16 protein-coding genes are annotated in these 20,634 nt (G+C 48.9%); 12 read left to right on the plus strand and 4 right to left on the minus strand.

The features are described from left to right. The first annotated feature begins 27 nt into the window (after positions 1-27). Positions 28-918: a 50S ribosomal protein L11 methyltransferase gene (gene prmA / locus FEK30_RS10410; protein ID WP_062433597.1), complete on the plus strand. Its 891-nt coding sequence runs from the start codon at positions 28-30 to the stop codon at positions 916-918. Between the two features lie 101 nt (positions 919-1,019). Further along, on the plus strand, positions 1,020-2,957 hold the full coding sequence (locus FEK30_RS10415) for an FAD-dependent oxidoreductase (RefSeq protein WP_138073146.1): 1,938 nt from the start codon (positions 1,020-1,022) through the stop codon (positions 2,955-2,957). Between the two features lie 2 nt (positions 2,958-2,959). Here FEK30_RS10415 and FEK30_RS10420 read toward each other — a convergent pair whose 3' ends face one another. Continuing rightward, the gene (locus FEK30_RS10420; protein WP_030006473.1) at positions 2,960-3,259 is read right to left on the minus strand and encodes a DUF3593 domain-containing protein; all 300 of its coding nucleotides are present in this window, start codon (positions 3,257-3,259) and stop codon (positions 2,960-2,962) included. Between the two features lie 67 nt (positions 3,260-3,326). Here FEK30_RS10420 and FEK30_RS10425 point away from each other — a divergent pair, with 67 nt between their 5' ends. From FEK30_RS10425 to FEK30_RS10435, 3 genes are all read left to right on the plus strand, one after another. Next, the gene (locus FEK30_RS10425; protein ID WP_138073147.1) at positions 3,327-4,484 is read left to right on the plus strand and encodes a 2-succinylbenzoate--CoA ligase; all 1,158 of its coding nucleotides are present in this window, start codon (positions 3,327-3,329) and stop codon (positions 4,482-4,484) included. 64 nt (positions 4,485-4,548) lie between these two features. Further along, positions 4,549-5,283 carry a GDSL-type esterase/lipase family protein gene (locus FEK30_RS10430; RefSeq protein ID WP_138073148.1) on the plus strand — a complete coding sequence of 245 codons (735 nt, stop codon included), beginning with the start codon at positions 4,549-4,551 and terminating at the stop codon, positions 5,281-5,283. Positions 5,284-5,316: 33 nt separating this feature from the next. Then, positions 5,317-8,454: an alpha-mannosidase gene (locus FEK30_RS10435; protein WP_138073149.1), complete on the plus strand. Its 3,138-nt coding sequence runs from the start codon at positions 5,317-5,319 to the stop codon at positions 8,452-8,454. Between the two features lies 1 nt (position 8,455). On the opposite strand, the gene FEK30_RS10440 is transcribed toward FEK30_RS10435, so the two are convergent. Further along, positions 8,456-9,028 carry a hypothetical protein gene (locus FEK30_RS10440; protein WP_138073150.1) on the minus strand — a complete coding sequence of 191 codons (573 nt, stop codon included), beginning with the start codon at positions 9,026-9,028 and terminating at the stop codon, positions 8,456-8,458. A 101-nt stretch (positions 9,029-9,129) separates the two neighbouring features. On the opposite strand from FEK30_RS10440, the gene thiL reads away from it, so the two are divergent. Then, positions 9,130-10,122 (plus strand): thiamine-phosphate kinase, encoded by a 993-nt coding sequence (gene thiL, locus FEK30_RS10445; RefSeq protein ID WP_138073151.1) that lies wholly within the window; start codon positions 9,130-9,132, stop codon positions 10,120-10,122. A gap of 69 nt (positions 10,123-10,191) precedes the next feature. Next, entirely contained in the window at positions 10,192-11,013 is an 822-nt protein-coding gene (locus FEK30_RS10450) for a carbohydrate ABC transporter permease (protein ID WP_138073152.1), read from the plus strand. On the opposite strand, the gene FEK30_RS10455 is transcribed toward FEK30_RS10450, so the two are convergent. Further along, complete coding sequence (locus tag FEK30_RS10455) at positions 11,003-11,956, minus strand: DNA polymerase III subunit delta' (protein ID WP_138073153.1); 954 nt, start codon at positions 11,954-11,956, stop codon at positions 11,003-11,005. The two genes, FEK30_RS10450 and FEK30_RS10455, sit on opposite strands and share 11 nt — an antisense overlap. A 67-nt stretch (positions 11,957-12,023) precedes the next feature. On the opposite strand from FEK30_RS10455, the gene FEK30_RS10460 reads away from it, so the two are divergent. The 5 genes from FEK30_RS10460 (at position 12,024) to FEK30_RS10475 (ending at position 16,391) form a co-directional block, all read left to right on the plus strand. Then, complete coding sequence (locus tag FEK30_RS10460) at positions 12,024-12,371, plus strand: hypothetical protein (RefSeq protein ID WP_012306878.1); 348 nt, start codon at positions 12,024-12,026, stop codon at positions 12,369-12,371. 122 nt (positions 12,372-12,493) lie between these two features. Further along, positions 12,494-12,829 carry a photosystem II reaction center protein Psb28 gene (gene psb28, locus FEK30_RS10465; RefSeq protein ID WP_012306879.1) on the plus strand — a complete coding sequence of 112 codons (336 nt, stop codon included), beginning with the start codon at positions 12,494-12,496 and terminating at the stop codon, positions 12,827-12,829. Positions 12,830-12,906: 77 nt separating this feature from the next. Continuing rightward, the gene (locus FEK30_RS17120; RefSeq protein ID WP_255447853.1) at positions 12,907-13,035 is read left to right on the plus strand and encodes a hypothetical protein; all 129 of its coding nucleotides are present in this window, start codon (positions 12,907-12,909) and stop codon (positions 13,033-13,035) included. A 139-nt stretch (positions 13,036-13,174) separates the two neighbouring features. Beyond that, on the plus strand, positions 13,175-15,991 hold the full coding sequence (gene secA / locus FEK30_RS10470) for a preprotein translocase subunit SecA (protein ID WP_138073154.1): 2,817 nt from the start codon (positions 13,175-13,177) through the stop codon (positions 15,989-15,991). A gap of 88 nt (positions 15,992-16,079) precedes the next feature. Beyond that, entirely contained in the window at positions 16,080-16,391 is a 312-nt protein-coding gene (locus FEK30_RS10475) for a hypothetical protein (RefSeq protein ID WP_030006482.1), read from the plus strand. Between the two features lie 20 nt (positions 16,392-16,411). Here FEK30_RS10475 and FEK30_RS10480 read toward each other — a convergent pair whose 3' ends face one another. Continuing rightward, entirely contained in the window at positions 16,412-20,104 is a 3,693-nt protein-coding gene (locus tag FEK30_RS10480) for a response regulator (protein ID WP_138073155.1), read from the minus strand. Between the last annotated feature and the right edge of the window lie 530 nt (positions 20,105-20,634).

Here is a 20,634-nt window from a genome sequence, read left to right on the forward strand (position 1 = left end):
CCCCTGGCCAACGACAAGGGGAAAAAGATGACAACAACTTGGTGGGAATTACAGATCCTCTGCGACCCGAGTTTAGAAGAGACGATTTTCTGGCGCTTAGATGATTTTGGCTGTCGGGGAATGGCGGGGGAGCAGAAGGGGCAGTCCTACCTGATTCGTGCCTATAGTCCCCAGGCGGAGTTTGATCATTTAGATCTCGCGGCCTTAGCGCTGCTACTGAAACAGGATGCTTTACTTGCCCGTTTGCCTAAACCCGCGGTTAAGTGGCATCTGATCGATGAGGAAGATTGGTCAAGTAGCTGGAAGAGCCATTGGCAACCCCAAGAAATTGGCGATCGCCTGTTGATTTACCCAGCCTGGTTAGAAGTGCCCACCCATTCAGAACGCCTCCTATTGCGCCTCGATCCGGGTTCTGCCTTTGGGACTGGCGCTCACCAGACCACCCAACTGTGCCTCGAAGCCCTAGAAATGCGTTTAGGGCAGCAACCAGAAACCCAGGTAATCGCGGATATTGGCTGTGGTTCGGGGATTCTTTCCATCGGGTCTCTCCTTTTGGGGGCGAAGCAAACCTTTGGGGTGGATACGGATATTTTGGCGGTGACTGCCTCCAACAGTAATCGGGCGCTCAATAACATCGAACCAGAGCGCATGGTCGTCGCCCAGGGCAGCATCGATACCCTTCCCCAAATGTACCCGGAGCCCTTTGATGGGATTGTTTGTAATATCCTGGCGGAAATTATTATTGAGCTGATCCCCAAGATGTCGGCGATCGCCAAACCGGACACCTGGGGAATCCTCAGCGGCATTCTGATCGAACAGATTCAACCCATCGCCGATACCCTCGAGCAAAATGGCTGGGCGATCGCCGCCCTCTGGAAGAAAGACGAATGGTGTTGCTTCAATATCCGCCGAAACTAAGTCTTTTTGCGCAAATGTGACAAAGTGCCGAAGAAAACAACCCACCCCCAGCAAATCAGTTCATAATAATTGACACTAGATGTGCAATTAAACTGAATGGCATGAGTGACAACACTTCCCTTCCCCCCATTTCCCGCCGTAGCGCCCTCAAACTCCTTGGGGTGGGAGCCGCCGGAGCGATGGTCGGGTACACCCGCTTCGCCAAACCCCACCCGACGATCCACCAGCAAGAATCCTTGGATTTACCCCACTATCACACCCAGGGGAAAAAAGTCGTTGTCATTGGGGGCGGTTTAGCAGGGCTGGCCGCCGCCTACGAATTAAGCCAACGGGGTTTTCAGGTCACGCTGTTAGAAAAAGCCCCCCAGCTCGGTGGCAAGGTCGCCAGTTGGAAAATTAATGTCGGTGAAGACGAGTTCATGATGGAACACGGCTTCCACGGCTTTTTCCCCCAGTATTACAACCTCAAGAGCTTGGTCAGTGAACTGAGCATCAACGACAATTTTCAATCCTTAGATTTTTATTCCCTCGTTTTCAAAGATCCAGACCGCTATCGCCCGGAGGTATTTCGTCCCAGTAATACCGCCTTTCCTTGGAATATCGTGGATCTCGCCATTTCTTCGCCGAACCGACTCCGTTGGGGCATTAATCTCACAAAAATTAAGCATTTAGAGGTTTTTCACGCGATCACGGGCTTTAAAATCCCCCGCACCTACGACACCTACGACACTATTACCGTGGCGGATTGGGTCCGGGGTGAATTTCCCCAGGGCCTTTATGACCTCTACTTTTTACCCTTCGCTAAATCTAGCCTAAATGCCCCCGATACCTTGAGCACAGGGGAATTGCTGCAATTTTTCCACTTCTACTTTTTTGGGAACCCAGAGGGCCTAGCGTTTAACGGCACCGTGGATGACATGGGCACGAGCCTCGTTCAACCCATTGCCGACGCCATCCGCGCGAAAGGGGGCCAAATTTTGACCGATGTGTCCGTCAGCGAAATTCAATGTCAGGACAACAAAATCCAGGCGATCGCCTACCAACAGGGAGACGAACAAACGGATGTACCTTTCTGGACGAAGCAGAATGAATTGATTACCGATGACAGTCTGGAATATTACGGCGCTGGGGATGCAATGTATGCGGTCAATCCGGCAACGGAGGAGGGCTTGTCCTTAACCTGCACCCACCAGGGTTGTACCGTTGGTCGGCAAGCGGATGGCTCCTTCCTCTGTCCCTGCCATGGCGCTCGCTATGATGCCAATGGTAAACGCCTGAGTGGCCCCGCCCAACGGGATTTGACTCCCTTTAAAGTCCAGGCCCGTGAAGCTGATCAAGTACAGTTGGTAGCCGAAAATCCCAGTGATGAACTCCAGCAGGGCACCCTTGCCGCCGATTATGTGGTGCTGGCGACGGACGTGCCCGGAACTCGCCATTTGTTTACCCGCTTAGTGGGAGACCGGGATCCAGAGGCAGAACGTAAAGTTGATCAATTGGTGGTGTCTGATCCCTTTGCGGTGGGACGGTTCTGGTTGGATCGAGATTTCCCCTGGGAGCACAGTAAGTTTGCATCATTGTCGGGCTATGCCTTGACCGATAGCATTACCCTATATCACCAAATCCAGACCCAGTTTAAGGATTGGGCCGCCCGTACCGGGGGTAGTGTGGTGGAGCTCCATGCTTACTGTTATAAGGAAAAAGAATTTCCCACCCAAGAGGCGCTATTGGCCACCTTTGAGCAGGAACTATACGAAATTGTGCCGGAACTCAAGGGAGCGACGGTGCTCCATCGGCAACTGGTGAACCAAAAGAATTTCTCTGGCTATCCCCCCAATAGCTATGGCGATCGCCCCACCACCGAAAGCGAAATTAGCAACCTGATGTATGCGGGGGATTGGGTGAAAATGCCGTTCCCCTGTGGCTTGATGGAACGGGCCATCAGTAGCGGTTTGCTCGCTGCCAATAGCGTTCTCCAACGGGAAGGGATACAGCGGCGGCCGATTCTCTCGGTGAACCCAGAGGGGGTTTTTAAAATCTAAATTTATTCGGATTTGGTCTGTTTGAGTTTGGCGATCGCCCCGACAAAACCCAAGACCACCAGCACGTTGGAGAGGGTCAAAAAAGATTCAGCGCTGCCATGGAGCCAGTCCACATTGGCCAACTCCTCGCCGTATTGCACCTGGGCGTAAATGCCGGCGGGAATGGAGATCGCCACAAAAACGAGGAGGACATAAAAGCCGATCAGGGCCAGTTTTGGCGTTTTCCCGGATTTGGTCAGGAACCATAAAAAACCGAGGTAGGGAAACAGGGACAGGGCAAAAAAAGTTTCTTTGGAGAACATTATGGAATAATCAGCAACCAAGGGGCGTTTGTCTCCGTATTTTAAAGGATTCTGCTTATTTGCTTCGATGTCGTCGCTCCAAATTATTGATCAAAAAAATCCAGCCTTCTTTGCTGAAGCGTTTCAAAAGGCGATCGCCCGTCACGAATCCGTGTTGCTGGTCAATTCTACTTGGCAAACTTCAGAACGGACACAAATTAAATCACTCTTAGGGCAAGATCAAAGGCCAGAACTTCTAACAAAAAAATCCCACATTTTAATTCCCACTGGCGGCACATCAGGACAGCTAAAGTTAGCAATTCATACCCCTGAAACCCTGTCTGCTTCGGCCCAGGCTTTCCAACGTTTCTTCGCTTTAGAACGGGTAAATTGTTTTTGTATTTTACCCCTTTACCATGTCAGCGGCTTGATGCAATGGTGGCGATCGCATTTGAGTGGGGGGGACTTTAAATTCGGCGATTATCCAGCGTTAAAACGCGGCATTTTACCGGATTGGGATGTCAGTAATTTTTGTCTATCCCTAGTACCAACTCAATTACAAGTATTACTCCAAGTTTGTCCCCAATGGTTAGCCCAGTTCCGCTTAATCTTACTCGGTGGGGCTCCACCTTGGCGATCGCTCCTTGATCAAGCCCGGCAATTGCAGCTCCGGATTGCTCTGACCTACGGCATGACAGAAACCGCTTCCCAGGTGGTGGCCCTAAAACCCGCAGACTTTTTAGCTGGCAAAGATTGTGCGGGCCAAGTTTTGCCCCATGCCAATTTATCTTTATCAAAAACGGGTTTAATTTCCATTGCGGCCCAATCGCTATTTCTCGGTTATTACCCCAATTTTGATTATCCTAAAATCTTAGAAACCGATGATGTTGGTGCCTTTGATCAAGCGGGCTATTTACATTTATTGGGACGCCAAAGTCAGAAGATTATTAGTGGTGGTGAAAATATTTATCCAGCGGAAATTGAAGCAGCAATTCTAGGGACGAAATTCGTTAAAGATGCGGCGGTTTTGGGTTTGCTAGATCCTTACTGGGGAGAAGTTGTCATCGCTGTGCTGAGTTTGAAAAATCCGAGTGGTTTAGACAGGGTAAAAATGGCGATCGCCAAGCAATTAAGCCCTTATAAACAGCCAAAACATTGGTTGCTGGTTGAACAATTGCCGCGCAATGCCCAGGGAAAGTTAAACCGAATCAAACTCCGCCAAATGATTGAAAATCGCTATCAGTAAAGGGGGAAGTCGCATTTTTGATGTAGATTTATGAAGCAAGCTTAATTTTGCCAATACAGTCGCCATGACCGCCCTTAGTCCTACCCACATCAACCCCAGCTACGCCCAACGTCATCCGCTGCGGGTCGTCGCCTTCGGGGATAGTTTGGTGTATGGGTTTGGCGATCCAGTCCGGGGTGGTTGGGTCGAGCAATTACGGCTCCACTGGATGGGCAATCCCCAAGGTCACGTGCTCTATAACCTCGGTGTGCGGGGTGATACGGTGAAATTGGTGGGCGATCGCCTTGGAGCCGAGTACCAACAACGGGGTGAATTGCGTAATAAACAGCCGGATTTAATTTTATTGTCCGTCGGGGTCAATGATTCGCCGCGCCTGGGGCGTCCCGATGGGAAAAGTTTTACGGATTTTGACCTTTTCCAAAGCCAGTTAGACAATTTATTAGCACAGGCGCAACAATTTTGTCCGGTAATTTTTATCGGTCAAGTGCCCGTTAATGAAGCTAAAATGCCCTTTCTCGACTGCCTATATTACAGTCACAGCGAACAATATCGTTACAAAGAATTGACGAAAAAGCTGTGTGGCGATCGCCAAATTCCGTACCTGGATATTTTTGATTTGTGGCTCAGTCGCGGTACCCACTGGGTGAATGATCACCTCAGCGCCGACGGTCTCCACCCCAACAGTGAAGGCTATGCGATGCTCTTTCAAGATGTGATCAACTGGCAGGCGATCGCCCAACTCGATTCTGGTAACACTTGCTCAATTTCATCGAAAACGCCAGTATCCCTTGGGGTTTAAGATAAAAGTCAGTTCTCTGGCTGAAAATCTCCCATGGCATCCCCTGTTATCCAAGCGACCATCGAGCGCCTAAAAAGTTTTGTTGCATTGCCGACCCAAACAACATGGCAATTTTACCAAACGGAGACCGCTGTTCCGAAAACATTTCGGCCAGATTTAGCAACCTTTCAACCCACTCAGCTCGCAGCAATTCAACCAAATAATAATGGTTATCTCGTTTTTGAAAAGGGGTTAAAGCTCGCTTGGTTTTACCAAAAAATTACGCTCCCAAAAAGCATTAATGACTATTGTATCTCCGGATTAAATGCCCGCTTAAATCTTACTTGGTGGGCCGAAATTGCCGCAATTTTTGTCAACGGCAAATTAGTTTGTGAAGGCGATTTATTTGATTCTTCAACGCGGCTACTATTAACGGATCAGGCCCAAGCGAATCAGATTTTTGAGGTGGCGATCGCCCTTGTTAGTCCGGGCCATGATATCGGCGCATTAATGAAATCCGAATTGATTTTTGAATCCCCGACCTTAGAGATTTTAGAAGCGGGGAGTTTTGCCACAGAATTACAAATTTTGACCGACTATTTAGCGCGTTATGATCCGGAAAAAATAAATTTTGTAGAAGCGCACTTAAATCAGATCCCTTGGGCACAAGTCACAGATACACAAGCGTTTAATCAAGCGTTAGCAGAAATTCGGACAAACCTAATACCAGTTGCCAGTTGCCTTAAAACACGAAAATTTCATATTTTGGGTCACGCCCACTTAGATATGGCTTGGCTCTGGACAACTGCTGAAACCTGGGAAGTGGGACAACGCACATTTCAATCGGTTTTAAATCTCCAAGGGGAATTTCCTGAATTGATTTTTGGCCATAGCACCCCAGCCCTCTACGATTGGATTGAGAGAAATCGCCCTGATCTTTGGGAGAAAATTCAACAAGCTGTTAATCATAATTGTTGGGAATTATTAGGCGGAATGTGGGTCGAGCCCGATGTAAATTTGGTTTCTGGGGAATCTATTATCCGCCAATTTCTTTATGGTCAACAATATTTTTTAGAAAAATTTGGCCGACGTTCAACCCTTGCTTGGTTGCCAGATTCTTTTGGGTTTCCCAATCAATTTCCCCAATTGGCTCAGCATTGCGGTATTAAAGCGTTTGGCACCGGAAAGCTCCACTGGAATGATACGGCTCCTTTTCCCCATGGTTTATTTTGGTGGCGATCGCCCGACGGCACAGAACTGTTAACCTTTATGACGCCTCCCAATGTCACTGGAATCATGGATACCAATCCGCTGACGATGGCCAGTTATGCCCAAAAATGGGAAGCACAAACCCATTTAAAAGATATTTTTTGGTTGCCGGGCGTGGGTGATCATGGTGGTGGCCCCACAAAGGATATGTTGCAGGTGGCTCGCAAGTGGCAACAGTCACCATTGTTTCCTAAATTAGAATTTTCCACCGCAGAAAGTTACCTCAATCATGTTAAAGAAACCCCCAATTTACCAGTTTGGCAGGATGAACTTTATTTAGAATTGCATCGTGGGTACTATAGCGTGCACCGGGATCAAAAAATCTTTAATAATCGCTGTGAAACTCTACTACGCCAGGTCGAAAATTGGTCGGCGATCGCCAACAATTTACCTCACACAGATCCCTTTAGATCAGAAATATCTCAAAACCAATTAAAAGACCTCTGGAAAAAAGTTTTATTTAACCAATTTCACGATATTTTGCCCGGTACTTCGATTCCTGAAGTCTTTATAGAAGCCAACCAACAATGGCAAGAAGTGATTAATACTGGGGAAGCGATGTTATCCCAAAGCTTTAAGGCGATCGCCTCGCAAATCGCCTATGATTGCCCCTTAGCAAAGGCGGCTAAACCACTACTTCTTTTTAATGACCTCAACTGGGAGCGTACAGAGGTTGTTAGTTTAAGTATTCCAGATTTAGTGACGGTTTACGACTGGAACGGCCACAAAGTCGAGCCACAAATCATTGTTGAAGACTTACAGACAGATCACAACGACAAAAAATATTTATCTTTTCTCGCAACAGTGCCGTCCATCGGTTATTCCCTCTACTGGTTATGTCCCGATCCGCAAGCACAAACCCAAAGAGAAGACGATTTACAGAATGAACCAGACTTTATTTTAGAGAATGATTTTCTCCGTATTGAAATCAACCCGGAAACGGGAAATATTGCCCAATGTTTTGACAAAATAAATGAAAAAAATATCTTTTCTGATGCGGGCAATCAACTGCAAGCCTTTAAAGATAAAGGCCAATACTGGGACGCCTGGGATATTGCCCCTGATTATGAAAGCAAATCTCTCCATTCCCCTGAAGTAGTTTCAATTCACTGGCGAGAAAAAAATGCTGTGCGTTCAATTATCCGTGTGAAAAAGCAATTAAATCAATCCACTTTTAGCCAGAATTATCAACTCGATTGCCAGGGAAAAATGCTAAAGATTTACAGCACCGTAAATTGGCAGGAAGATCAAGTTGTCTTAAAAGTGGCATTTCCCTTAGCCATTGACGGGGCTACTTGTACCTATGAAACTCCCTGCGGTGCCATTGAACGAAAACCGGAAATTGATTCCGCAAAATGGGAAGTGCCAGCCTTACGCTGGGCTGACTTTCATAATGAGAAGTATGGCGTTAGTATTCTCACCAAAAATCACCATGGCTACGATGCAAAATCCGGTCAATTGCGCCTAACGTTACTCAAAAGTCCCCTTTGGCCTGACCCTCAAGCAGATCGAGGAACGCATTATCTAGCCTATGCTCTATATCCCCATAGTGGCCCATGGCAAAGGGCGAGAACCGTTAATTTAGCACGGGATTTCAATTCACCTTTACGGGCAGTAGTTCCTGACATTATTGCCAACCAGAACTGTTTGTTGCCCCACCATTCTTTTTTGACATTAGGCTCAGATAATTTGGTTTTATTGGCATTGAAACAGGCGGAATCAAATCAAGATTATATTCTCCGTTTCTATGAAGCTTGTGGCCAAACAACTAAATTGAATTATCGTAATACTTTGGGGTTAACCATCACAGAGCAAGTGAATGGTTTAGAAGATACGATTTCACAAATAATTGACATCCCGATTCAACCTTGGAAAGTCCAAAGTTATCGCTTAGAAAAACATCAAAACGCGAAAGACACTTAGTTCAAAGCTCGATCGTTTCATACATTTTGCTATTTTCTTCGACGCCACGGTATTGCCAGGCGACAGATTCGGGATCTTTGGCCTTCGACCACTGGGCAAAATGTTGGCCCCCTTTTTGATTGTGGCGACTCAGGGTCGAGGGATTGGAACGGAGGCGGCGGGCTAGATCAGCTTGTTTCAGGACAAGAGGACTTTTTTTTTCGGGGCTGGGCTGGGTTTCGGTGGTTTGGGCCGGGCCGTTTAATTCGGACTTGAGCTGGGCGATCGCCTGTTGAATTTCCGTTTGTACCCATTCCTGGGTTGGTACATTACTGGGGAGGGTTTTAGAGACAATGGCCTGGAGTTCATCTTTGTCTAAAACAGGGCTAGAGCTATTGCCATTAAGGTCAGCACTAAAAAAGATCCGCAGCACTTCGATAATGCCTGTGCCCAGGGCGGGCTTCTCTTTGCCGCTTTTTTTGCCTTGGCGGGACAGACCATTTTCCAAACAAAAAGCGGTCAGACGTGCTTCAATTTCCTCGGGGAGATAGGCGGTGACGGCTTTATTTTTGGTACCCATGTTGTCATAGTCCATTACTCTTTCCTCGATTTTACAGAACAAGTAATGGATTTAGTCAATTACTATACTTTTTCGAGGGGTAAACGGTTCATGATGGAGGGCTTGGCTAAAGAACCATGACAGAAATGAAATGTCTCAAGGATTTTGGGGAAGCGGAGATTCTCCAGCGGCTGCAGTGGTTTTGTCCAGCAGAAATTATCGGCGATGATGGAGCGGTTTTAGGGTTTCCCCCTGATCAGAATTTGGTCGTGACGACGGATGTGCTGGTGGATGGGGTGCACTTTGGCGATCGCACGATGCCTCCAGAGAAAGTGGGCTGGCGCGCAGTGGCGGCGAATTTATCGGATCTAGCGGCGATGGGAGCAACGCCAATCGGCATTACTGTGGGTTTATCTCTGCCGCCGGAAACACCGATTCTTTGGCTCGACCAGCTTTATCAAGGGTTGGCTGCTTGTTTGGGGCGCTACAGTACGCCTCTAGTCGGTGGAGATTTGACGCGATCGCCCATCAAAACCATTGGCATTACAGCCTTTGGGGTCGTGTCGCCGCATCGAGCGATTCAGCGCAGTACCGCAAAAGTGGGCGATGTGATTCTCGTCACAGGTTGCCACGGGGATTCCCGTGCGGGTCTGGAATTGCTGCTCCATGGTGATTCTCGCACCCAAACTCTATCGACAGGCGATCGCCAAGCTTTGATCCGCGCCCACCAAACGCCTCAACCCCGCCTGGATGTGCTGGCGTATTTAAACCCCTCAGATTCGCCCCCAGCAGGGATGGATAGTAGCGATGGCTTAGCCGATGCCGTGCTGCAAATTTGTCAACGCAGTGGTGTCGGTGCCGTAGTGGAAGCGGAGAAAATCCCCTTGTCCCCGGCCCTCCGGCGTTATCAAGATCTAGAAACGGCTTTGCGGTGGGCTTTGTATGGTGGCGAAGATTTCGAACTGGTGCTTTGTCTCCCCCCAACAGCGGCGGAACAGCTCCTGGCCAAGCTTTCAAGTCAAGGGGCGATTATCGGCCAGATTACCGCCGAGCAAACGGTGGCGATCGCCAATCATGCAGGCCAAACCACGCCCTTAAGCCAAACCCAAACTTTTCAACACTTTGCCTAACATTTTTCTTGCCGAGATTCCCAGCCGAATGTGACAAAATAAGGCTGCAATCTTCTCTGTCGGCCCTCCATGAATCGCCTGAAAACCGCTGCCACTTATCTCCTTCTGGGGGCGATCGCCCTAGTGATGCTTTTTCCCCTGCTCTGGTTGTTGAGCACCGCCCTCAAATCCTCCACCGAAAACGTCTTTAGCTTTCCACCCCAACTCATTCCCCAAGCGCCGACCCTGAGTAATTTCATCACAGTCTGGCAACAACATCCCTTTGGCCGCTACCTCTTCAATAGCACCCTCGTTGCGGTTCTCACCGTGGGCTTCAATCTTCTGTTTTGTGCCTTGGCAGCCTATCCCCTAGCGCGTCTGGACTTCCGGGGCCGGGATGCTATTTTTGCCACCATCGTCTCGACGATTATGATCCCCTTTCAGATCGTGATGATTCCCCTGTATGTCCTGACGGTACAGCTTGGTCTGCGTAATACCTACTTAGGAATTATTTTTCCCAGTCTGGCCTCTGCCTTTGGGATTTTCTTGCTGCGACAGGCGTTTCAAGGGGTGCCCAAGGAATTAGAAGAAGCGGGCCGCATTGATGGCTGTTCAGAACTGGGCATTTGGTGGCACATTATGGTGCCTGCCGTGCGTCCGGCTTTGATTACCCTGGCAATTTTTGTCTTTATCGGTGCCTGGAGCGATTTCCTCTGGCCGCTGATCGTCATTGATCGTCCGGAATTTTATACTTTGCCCTTGGGAGTAGCGACCTTGGCGGGCCAATTTTCCCTCGATTGGCGCTTGATCGCGGCGGGTTCGATTATCTCCATCTTGCCAGTGATGATCCTGTTTGTTTTCCTACAGCGCTACATCATCCCCAGTGACAGCAGCAGTGGTGTTAAGGGCTAGTTTGGCAAAATTCTAAGAAAAAAGTTTCCCACACGAGACGGGGCTGAACATAATTACGGAGGTATTTTCGGGTGGTTTCGAGGCTCTGGATCAGTTGATCATTGTGAAACCGTTGCCAGTACTGATATTGGAGGTAGTCAATGAGTTGCAATTGCACTTCTATGTCAAGGGCATTGTGAATTTCCTTCGCGAGGCTAAAAGCGCCAAGGGGGTTTTGGGGGAGTTGCTGGAGGCTTTGTAATAAATCCTGGGGGACATTACTCAGTAGCTCGTAAATTTGAATTGCGGCACCGGGACTCCCCTGGGCGATCGCCAAAATCGTTTCATCGGCCAAAATGTGTTGATAACCTTGGGCCGTTAAAATTTGCGCCACATTGTCCTGGGAAAGGCGATAAAAGGGGATCTTTTGGCAGCGGGAAATGAGGGTCGGCAACAAACTATCGCCGCTGGGGGCCAGTAAAATTAACGTCGCATTGCCGGGTTCCTCTAGGGTTTTTAAAAGGGCGTTGGCCGGGGCCTCTGCCATGGTCTGGGCGGCTTCGATCACCACCACACAACGGGGGGCTTCCAGGGCCGGACGACTGAGAAATTCCCCCAATTGGCGGATCTGTTCAATGCGAATTTGGGGCGGCGCCTTCCGTTTTAAGCCAGCTTCCTGGGCCTGGGCTGGGGTGTAGAGTTTGCCTTGGTGCTGGTAGGTGGGCTCTACCCACAGCAAATCGGGATGATTATTTTTCAGGAGCTTATAGCGAATCAGACGTTGGGCTGCTTCTGGTACTTCCTGGGTCATAAGGGCCGTCGTAAAACCCCTGGCTGTCAAACTGCGACCAATGCCCTCTGGCCCCGCAAATAGGTAGGCAGGAGCCAGACGATCCTGGGCGATCGCCTGACGCAAGAGTGAGACGGCTTGGGGTTGACCAAGAACCTGATCGAGAGAAATCATTCGGTTAGGGGCCTCCCGTTCGGTAATATAAAAAAGAATGCTTCAGCATGGTTGAAAGATATTTTTTATGGCGCGTTATACTTGCTCCTACTTCGTTGGACTCTCCGAACCAGAGATGCTCGCTTCCCTCAGGGATATCATCCAGGAATGCGACCTCAACCTCACCTATGAGACGGGAGGTTACATCATGGCCAAAGAAAAACCCGGCAATGTTTCTTTCACCAAACTTGTGGAGCTTGAAGTCCTATTTGACCGCAACAAAGTTCAAGATGGCAAACTGCAAGTGGATTTTGTGGCGAAAAATCAAGAACTCCCCCTCCATACCGATAACCATTGTCGGTCGATCTTTGAACAGATTTTGAAAACCGTGAACGCCCAACAGCCCTGGGAATTAGAAACAAATAACCTCGATTAATCCCTGATTTTCCCCCAGGCTTTTGTTAAAAAAGTCCCGCTTTTCCCGACCCAGGCCATCAACAAACCGATGGGAGTATGAGAAGATAGGGGCACAAATATATGAAGAAAAATTAAATTATTATGGCCGTTATTCAGTTTTCCCAAGGCGTTAATGAACCCGAAGTTCCCGGTATCCGCTTAACCCGTTCCCCCGATGGTAGTACCGGCACCGCTGTATTTTCCTTTGAAGATCCCGCCGCCCTCGCCCAAGAAAGTACCGATGAAATTACGGGTATGTACCTCATCGACGAAGAAGGCGAAATTGTCACCCGCGAAGTCAAAGCAAAATTTTATGATGGGAAACCACGCATTATTGAAGCGCGCTTGGTGATGCGCTCGACCGCTGAATGGGATCGTTTTATGCGGTTTATGGAACGTTATGCGGCGGAAAACGGCCTCGAATTTACTAAAGCCTAGGCCCGGCCAAACGTCTCTCCGTCCTTGGTATTCGGTTGCCTGCTCCAGGAATATTGCCTGTCACGGTTGCGCAAATTATGATGCGTCAGATTGTGGCCTGCTTTGGTGTTCATGAGCCAAATGCCAGGGGCGATCGCCTTTTGATCGCCGATAAAATTCTATGGCCTGGCGTATTTTCCCCACTCTCTCACCGAAAACGGGAGTGATACCATAATTAAAAAAAGTTATTAAATTAATATTTGCGATCGCCCAACGCCAGACCCAAAATTGGAGAAATGGCGTTTAGTCAGTGCCAGCGCAATGAGTATATTTTTCCCCTAATCCTCCGTTTGTAATCAAAATCCTATGTTTAAGAAGCTATTCGGTGACCCCAACGCCCGCAAACTCAAAAGGTTTCAGCCCCTCGTCGCTGAAATCAACCTGCTCGCAGAGGATTTTGCCAACCTTACAGACGAAGCCCTAGCCCAAAAAACCGTAGAATTTCGTGCCAAGCTCGACAAAGCCAATAGCGACGAAGAAACCGAAGAAATTTTAGACGAAATCCTCCCCGAAGCCTTTGCCGTCGTTCGCGAAGCCGCTTGGCGAGTGCTCCAGATGCGCCACTACGATGTCCAGCTTTTGGGGGGGATCGTCCTCCATAAAGGGCAAATCGCCGAGATGAGAACCGGGGAAGGTAAAACCCTCGTTGCCACCCTACCCGCCTATCTCAACGGTCTCACGGGGAAAGGGGTTCATGTGGTCACCGTGAACGATTACCTCGCCCGCCGGGACGCCGAATGGATGGGGCAGGTACACCGTTTCTTGGGCCTTACTGTGGGGCTAATCCAGTCCAGCATGGGGCCAGCCGAAAAGATTGAAAACTACCGCTGCGATATTACCTACACCACCAACTCCGAACTAGGGTTTGATTATTTGCGGGACAACATGGCCACCACGATCCAAGAAGTGGTGCAGCGTCCCTTTAACTACTGCATCATTGACGAAGTTGATTCGATCCTCGTTGATGAAGCCAGAACGCCTCTGATTATTTCCGGGCAGATCGAACGCCCCACCGAAAAATATCTCCAAGCGGCGGAAATTGCGAAACAGTTGGTGCCCCAAGTCGAGGAAGACGGCCCCGGCGACTACGAAGTCGATGAAAAAGCTCGCAACGTTTTAATGACCGACGAAGGGTTTGCCAAAGCAGAACAATTGCTAGGAGTGACGGATTTATACGACGAACAAAATCCTTGGGCCCACTATATTTTCAATGCCGTTAAAGCAAAGGAACTGTTTAAGAAAGATGTGAACTACATCGTACGCGGCGATGAAGTGGTGATCGTCGATGAATTTACGGGCCGGATTATGCCAGGACGACGCTGGAGCGACGGCCTCCACCAGGCGATCGAAGCCCAAGAAGGGGTCACGATCCAAAAAGAAACCCAGACCCTCGCCAACATTACCTACCAAAACTTTTTCTTGCTCTATCCCAAACTTTCTGGGATGACGGGGACAGCCAAAACCGAAGAAACAGAATTTGAAAAGGTCTATAACCTTGAGGTGACGATCATCCCCACCAATCGTCCCACCAAGCGGCAAGATCTGGCGGATGTGGTCTACAAAAATGAGAAAGCGAAGTGGCGCGCCGTTGCCGAAGAATGTGCCCAGATGCACGAAACAGGTCGGCCAGTGCTAGTCGGGACCACCAGTGTAGAAAAGTCGGAAATTATTTCGGCCTATCTCCATGAGTTGGGTATTCCCCATAACCTGTTGAATGCGCGACCTGAAAATGTCGAGAAGGAATCGGAAATTGTCGCCCAGGCGGGCCGTAAAGGGGCTGTAACGATCGCCACAAATATGGCGGGTCGTGGTACAGATATTATCCTCGGCGGGAACTCGGAATATATGGCTCGCCTGAAGATGCGTGAATATTTTATGCCCCAAATCGTTAAACCAGAGGATGAGGGCAATTTTGCGATCGCCGGTGGTGGTAAAAACAGCGGTGGCCAGGGTTTTGATACCAACAATAAACAGAAGAAAAAAACTTGGAAAACCACCCTCGATATTTACCCAACGGAACTGCCCACAGACCTCGAACAGCAGCTTAAGGAAGCGGTAAAGTTCGCCGTCGATCAATATGGCAACCAAAGTTTGACGGAACTAGAGGCCGAGGAAAAGTTGGCGATCGCCTCGGAAAATGCCCCCACCGCTGATCCTGTGGTGCAAAAATTGCGGACGATATACCATGCCATCGAAAAAACCTACCATGACCTCACCAGCGTTGAGCATGACGAGGTGATTCAAAACGGCGGTCTTCACGTCATTGGGACAGAACGCCACGAATCCCGCCGGATTGATAACCAACTGCGGGGCCGGGCCGGTCGTCAAGGGGACCCCGGTTCGACACGATTTTTCCTCAGTCTCGAAGATAACCTCCTGCGCATTTTCGGGGGCGATCGCGTGGCTGGTTTGATGAATGCCTTCCGGGTCGAAGAAGACATGCCCATCGAATCAAAAATGCTCACCAACTCCCTCGAAGGTGCCCAAAAGAAAGTCGAAACCTTCTACTACGACGCCCGGAAACAGGTATTTGAGTACGACGAAGTAATGAACAATCAACGGCGGGCCATTTATGCTGAACGCCGTCGGGTCTTAGAGGGGCAAGATCTCAAAGAGCAGGTCATCCAATACGCCGAAAAGACCATGAGCGAAATTGTCGAGGCCTACGTTAACCCCGAACTGCCCCCCGAAGAGTGGAAACTCGATAAGCTCCTCAATAAAGCAAAGGAATTTATCTACCTCCTCGAAGATCTAGAACCCAAAGATATTGAGGATATGACCGTCCCCGAAATTAAAACCTTCCTCCATGAAGAAGTGCGTAAAGCCTACGACCTCAAGGAAGCCCAGGTGGAGAAAAGTCAACCCGGTTTGATGCGCCAGGCAGAACGGTTCTTTATCCTCCAGCAGATCGATACCCTCTGGCGGGAACACCTCCAGGCCATCGATGCCCTACGGGAATCTGTCGGCTTACGGGGCTATGGTCAAAAAGATCCTTTGATTGAATACAAACAAGAGGGTTACGAAATGTTCCTGGAGATGATGATCGACATCCGCCGGAACGTGGTTTACTCCCTGTTCCAATTCCAGCCCCAACGGCAACCCCAACAACCCCAAGCGGTATAGATATCTCTTTAAATACCGAATGGCTCCCCCTCCTTGGGGGATTTTTTGTTTTATGTTTTTCCTTGGATCAATTTAAGTATGGGCAGCGATGTTGGAGTTTTCACAATTTGAGGCGGGCTATATTATTTCCCAAAAAGACCTGGAGCAGGCAGTGGGCTATCGGCAACGGGATCAGCCAGAGGCCTTTGACTATTTTTTAGCGGATGTCTATGGCCTTGTGTTGCAAGCCCTGGAGGAATGTTTACCCCATTTAAAGGTTTATCCGGCGTTAAATTTCCATGGGTTGATTATCCTGGATCCGACCCAGATGACCCCAGAGGAAACGAAGCTCTACCATAGCCGCCGCGATCGCCTTTTGAGAAAGCAAGCCGAGCAAGATATTCGCCGCTCAGAACTCTGAGATCAAGGGTTGTTCGGCCATCAGTCGGGGGATTCGAGGTAGGTCTGGATAAACTGGTGGGCTGCCTGGAAATGGGTTTCGATCTGCTGGGAAAGCGTCTGGATCGTGGCGTAGTTTTCGGTGGCGAGGGCGAATTCGATGGCAATGCACCAGTCTGGAATTTTACGAACACTCACGCTACTGGCGGCTCCCTTGAGGCGATGGGCTTCGTAGGAAATTTTTGCGGCATCCCGATTGGCGATCGCCCCTTGGAGTGCTTCGATGTAGCTGGCGGCAAAGTCTAAAAATTGCTTGAATACTTCCCGGTGGAAATTGGGATTATCGCCATAAAAATGCACCAACTGTGTTAAATCTACAGGCGCGTCAGGATCTGCGGCCATTTCTGGGTTTTCCTGGATCGTTGGCGCGGCGATCGCCCCTACGGATCGACTTTTTTCGGACTTTTGTAAACACTTATCGATGACCTGACGGAGGGTCTTAATGCTGGTGGGTTTGGCAATGTAGCCATCCATCCCTGCCGCTAGACATTTTTCGCGATCGCCTTTCATCGCATTGGCCGTCATCGCAATAATCAATTGGTGGGTATCCTCCTGTTCTTGTTGACGGATCATTTCCGTGGTCGTATAGCCATCTAGTTCCGGCATCAGACAATCCATCAAAATCAGGTCATAGGTCCGCTGTTGGAGCTGAGTGAGGGCTTCGCGACCATTACTCACACAATCGATGCTGCGAAAACCAATAATTTCAAGCTGATTGAGAATAACCGTTTGGTTAATGGGCGTATCTTCGACCACGAGGATTTGAATATCTGGCGATCGCTCCCCCTGATCACCCAAAATTTCTGCTAAAGTCCAATCAAAATCTGGGTCATCTGCCATTGTCTGATCCAGCCTTTTTTCCGCTTGGAGGCAACGTAGTAGCGCTTCCTGTTGGAGGGGGCGGAGAAGATAACGGAGTCCTTGGGGCTGCAGCCAATTTTTTAAGCGAGGATAATCCACCGCCGATAGCAGCAGCACTAAATTTTCCCGGGGGAGGAGCGTTTTTACTTTATCTAAAACCGTTTCGATGCCTGCCTGATTACCAATAATGGGTAAAGCCAAGAGCATCAGATCAAAACTATCCTGTTGTTCGAGGGCGAGGATTCCCCCCATAAAATCCCCATAGGCCGTGACACTGACCCCGTAGTGACTGAGCTGCCGACGCGTCGCTTCTAAAGACAAGGGCTGGGAGTCAATGAGGAGAACCCGGCAAGGGGCCAGTTGGGGCAGGGGAGAGGGCATTTCTAATCGTTGGAAACGGGCCGTAAACCAAAAGGTTGAACCTTGGCCAGGACTACTTTCTAAACCAATATCTCCGGCCATGAGACTGACCAAATGTTTGGCGATCGCCAAACCGAGACCTGTTCCCCCATATTCCCTTGTCGTAGACGGATCCACCTGGGAAAAAGACCGGAATAATTTTGCTTGATCTGCTTTGTCAATGCCAATCCCAGTATCAATGACCTCAAACTTCACCAAAACAGAAGCCTCATCTTCGGCCATGGGTAGAGCGCGGATCACCACAGAACCCCGATGGGTAAATTTAATCGCGTTACCAACTAAATTCGTCAATATCTGCCGCAACCGCATCGAATCTCCCGTAACTGTCCCTCCCAGTTGCGGATCAATAGTGGTGATCAATTCCACCTGTTTCGTTTGGGCCTGGATCGCCAGCAACTCCGCCACCGACTCCACACAGTCAATAATCTGTAGAGGCACGGATTCGAGGCGCATTTCCCCGGCTTCTAACTTAGAAAAGTCGAGAATATCGTTGATCACATAAAGTAAATGGTTCGCGCTTTGGCTGAGGGTTTTTATAAAATCCTGTTGCTGGGGATTCAGTTGAGTCGTTTGTAAAAGCTCCGCAATGCCGAGAATGCCGTTCATGGGAGTGCGAATTTCATGGCTCATATTCGCCAAAAAGCTCGATTTAAGGCGGGATGCAGCGAGGGCAGCCTCACGACCTTCCACAAGATCATTGATATTTTGGGTGACAATCACTACCCCACCCACTTGATTTTCCCTGTGATACCAGGGTTGGACTGTCCATTTGAGGTACTGTTTTTTGCCATCATGCTGGACGTAGCAATCTTCTTCGCAGGTAATCACCTGACCGCTTAGGGCTGTTTGGAGGTGCTGTTGGTAGTCTTCCTGGAGATTCACAAAAACTTCACGGTGCGATCGCCCCACGAGGGTTTCTTCCCCAAGTTGATAGTCAACAAGCCACTGATGGCTATGGGCCACGTAACATAGCTTTTTGTCTAACATCGCCATCGCCACGGGCATATTTTGGATCAGTTGCCGCAGTTGTCGCCGCTCTTGATCGAGGGCTTGGCTAGCCAGTTTGCGGTCAGTGACTTCGATCATCACCCCCTCTAGGCGAATTAAATGACCGGTTTCATCAAAAATTCCCCGTCCCTGTTCAAAGACCCAACAAATGTTTTGGTCAACGCGCACAAGACGGTATTCATCGGTATAGGTGGGATTATCGGGGGTGAGTGTGCCCAAAGAAGCAAGAACCCGTGGGTAATCTTCGGGGTGGATAATGTCTCCGAAGGCACGAATTTGATTATGTAAAAAATCCGTTGCCGGGTAGCCAGTAATTGGTTCAATACCATTGGAAAGAAACTGCATTGTCCATTGTGCGTCGGGGAGACAACGGTACACGGCCCCAGGGATATTGAGCACTAAACTGCGGTAACGGGCTTCACTGCTCCGGAGCGTTTCGTTCACTGTTTTGAGCGCTTGGGTGCGGGCGGCGACCTTTTCTTCGAGTTGGTTATTAATGGTTTCGAGTTGATTATTGGCCCAGGCAAGTTCGTCTAGGGCGCGTTTGCGCTCAATTTCTGCGGCGGCTCGGGCGGCAAAAATACGGGTTAATTTTGTGGCTAGCTCTTGGTCAATGGTGGGTTGATAGTGCTGCACATGGAGGGTGCCGATGGTGCGAGAATTGCGGTCTTGGATCGGGAACTGGAGTGTTTGACTGGTGTCGGATTCCGCAGCAGGGGAGGCGATCGCCACTGCTGGGATCGAGGGAAATTTAGGATTTTTCCAGGTGGCAAGGATTTGTGGCGAATGAGTGTCGTTGTCGAGAATTTCACGAATGGCGACATAACAAACATCAAGGGCGATCGCCAAATTTTCCGCTAGGGCCGAGAAAAAATCACGTCCTGTGACCGCAGCCGTGCCCGCCACAATACGACTCAAAATGCTTTCTGCTTTCTGTCGTTCCTGCACTTCGAGTTGTAATTTTTGGTTGATAATTGCCAACTCTTCCGGGCTTTTGAGCGCTAAAAATTTTGGTAAAAGAGTATACAATTCTATGGCGGTATAGCAGGAAATCAAAGCCGTAAAACTGCCTTCGATCCCATCAATCCAATAAATGGGAAACCAGAGGGTCAACATATCTAAAAAGTGACCAATTCCACAGGCAGTAATGAAAGTACTAAATAGGATAAACACTCGTGAAAAAGGCATATCCTGCCGCTTTTTGACAAAATAAACCAGCATAATCGGGATCGAAAAATAGGCGATCGCCGTAAGCAAATTCGCCATCAGATGTAGACCGACTAGAGGGGTTTGCCATAGATAGCAGCTTCCGTGGGGCATATACATCCGCCCCGTCAAAAAGCCCCGCAGACTTTCCCAGGTCAAAGCACCAGAAAAACTCACCATACACAACACCCCGAATTATTTTTGTAGCATTGTTGTCAGTTATTTTGGAGGGGAGAATTACCTTGATTGTTTCCCCTAAATTGGCTTGAGTATTTAAGCAAATTTTAACAGTCCTTTTACTGGCCTAAAGTGAAATTCAGCATAAAGCGATCATTTTTTAACCTGGATTTTTAAGCATGAAAGCTATTTTTTCTCACAAAAAGGCGATCGCCAAATTACTAAATCAATTTAGATTCTCCCCAAAGCTCAAAAATTTATCCTGATTGAAAAATAGGATACAAATTTAATTTAAATTGCCTTCTCCAAGGCGCAACACCATGATCTGTTCCTGCTTTTGGCTCAATGGCATTGCAGAGGCTGGCCATGATTCTCTGGGTTTTCCCTTAGGCTGCAGCGAGCTGACAAAATTTTGAGAAAGGGGGAGCGATCGCTAAAGTCTTCAGGCATAATGAAAAAAATCTATTTCAGTTACCCCAAAGTCAAGGTAGGAGTCGTCAGTGGTTGGTAAGTCCCGTCGTTCTAAACGCAGA

The sequence above is a fragment of the Picosynechococcus sp. PCC 11901 genome, assembly GCF_005577135.1.
In the GTDB taxonomy this organism is placed as follows: Bacteria; Cyanobacteriota; Cyanobacteriia; order Cyanobacteriales; family MRBY01; genus MRBY01.

Excerpts from the sequence above, each read along its gene's own strand:
- prmA (WP_062433597.1), top strand. The coding sequence starts at position 28 with ATGACAACAACTTGGTGGGAATTACAGATCCTCTGCGACCCGAGTTTA.
- FEK30_RS10415 (WP_138073146.1), top strand. The coding sequence starts at position 1,020 with ATGAGTGACAACACTTCCCTTCCCCCCATTTCCCGCCGTAGCGCCCTC.
- FEK30_RS10420 (WP_030006473.1), bottom strand. The coding sequence starts at position 3,259 with ATGTTCTCCAAAGAAACTTTTTTTGCCCTGTCCCTGTTTCCCTACCTC.
- FEK30_RS10425 (WP_138073147.1), top strand. The coding sequence starts at position 3,327 with ATGTCGTCGCTCCAAATTATTGATCAAAAAAATCCAGCCTTCTTTGCT.
- FEK30_RS10430 (WP_138073148.1), top strand. The coding sequence starts at position 4,549 with ATGACCGCCCTTAGTCCTACCCACATCAACCCCAGCTACGCCCAACGT.
- FEK30_RS10435 (WP_138073149.1), top strand. The coding sequence starts at position 5,317 with ATGGCATCCCCTGTTATCCAAGCGACCATCGAGCGCCTAAAAAGTTTT.
- FEK30_RS10440 (WP_138073150.1), bottom strand. The coding sequence starts at position 9,028 with ATGGACTATGACAACATGGGTACCAAAAATAAAGCCGTCACCGCCTAT.
- thiL (WP_138073151.1), top strand. The coding sequence starts at position 9,130 with ATGACAGAAATGAAATGTCTCAAGGATTTTGGGGAAGCGGAGATTCTC.
- FEK30_RS10450 (WP_138073152.1), top strand. The coding sequence starts at position 10,192 with ATGAATCGCCTGAAAACCGCTGCCACTTATCTCCTTCTGGGGGCGATC.
- FEK30_RS10455 (WP_138073153.1), bottom strand. The coding sequence starts at position 11,956 with ATGATTTCTCTCGATCAGGTTCTTGGTCAACCCCAAGCCGTCTCACTC.
- FEK30_RS10460 (WP_012306878.1), top strand. The coding sequence starts at position 12,024 with ATGGCGCGTTATACTTGCTCCTACTTCGTTGGACTCTCCGAACCAGAG.
- psb28 (WP_012306879.1), top strand. The coding sequence starts at position 12,494 with ATGGCCGTTATTCAGTTTTCCCAAGGCGTTAATGAACCCGAAGTTCCC.
- FEK30_RS17120 (WP_255447853.1), top strand. The coding sequence starts at position 12,907 with ATGATGCGTCAGATTGTGGCCTGCTTTGGTGTTCATGAGCCAAATGCC.
- secA (WP_138073154.1), top strand. The coding sequence starts at position 13,175 with ATGTTTAAGAAGCTATTCGGTGACCCCAACGCCCGCAAACTCAAAAGG.
- FEK30_RS10475 (WP_030006482.1), top strand. The coding sequence starts at position 16,080 with ATGTTGGAGTTTTCACAATTTGAGGCGGGCTATATTATTTCCCAAAAA.
- FEK30_RS10480 (WP_138073155.1), bottom strand. The coding sequence starts at position 20,104 with ATGGTGAGTTTTTCTGGTGCTTTGACCTGGGAAAGTCTGCGGGGCTTT.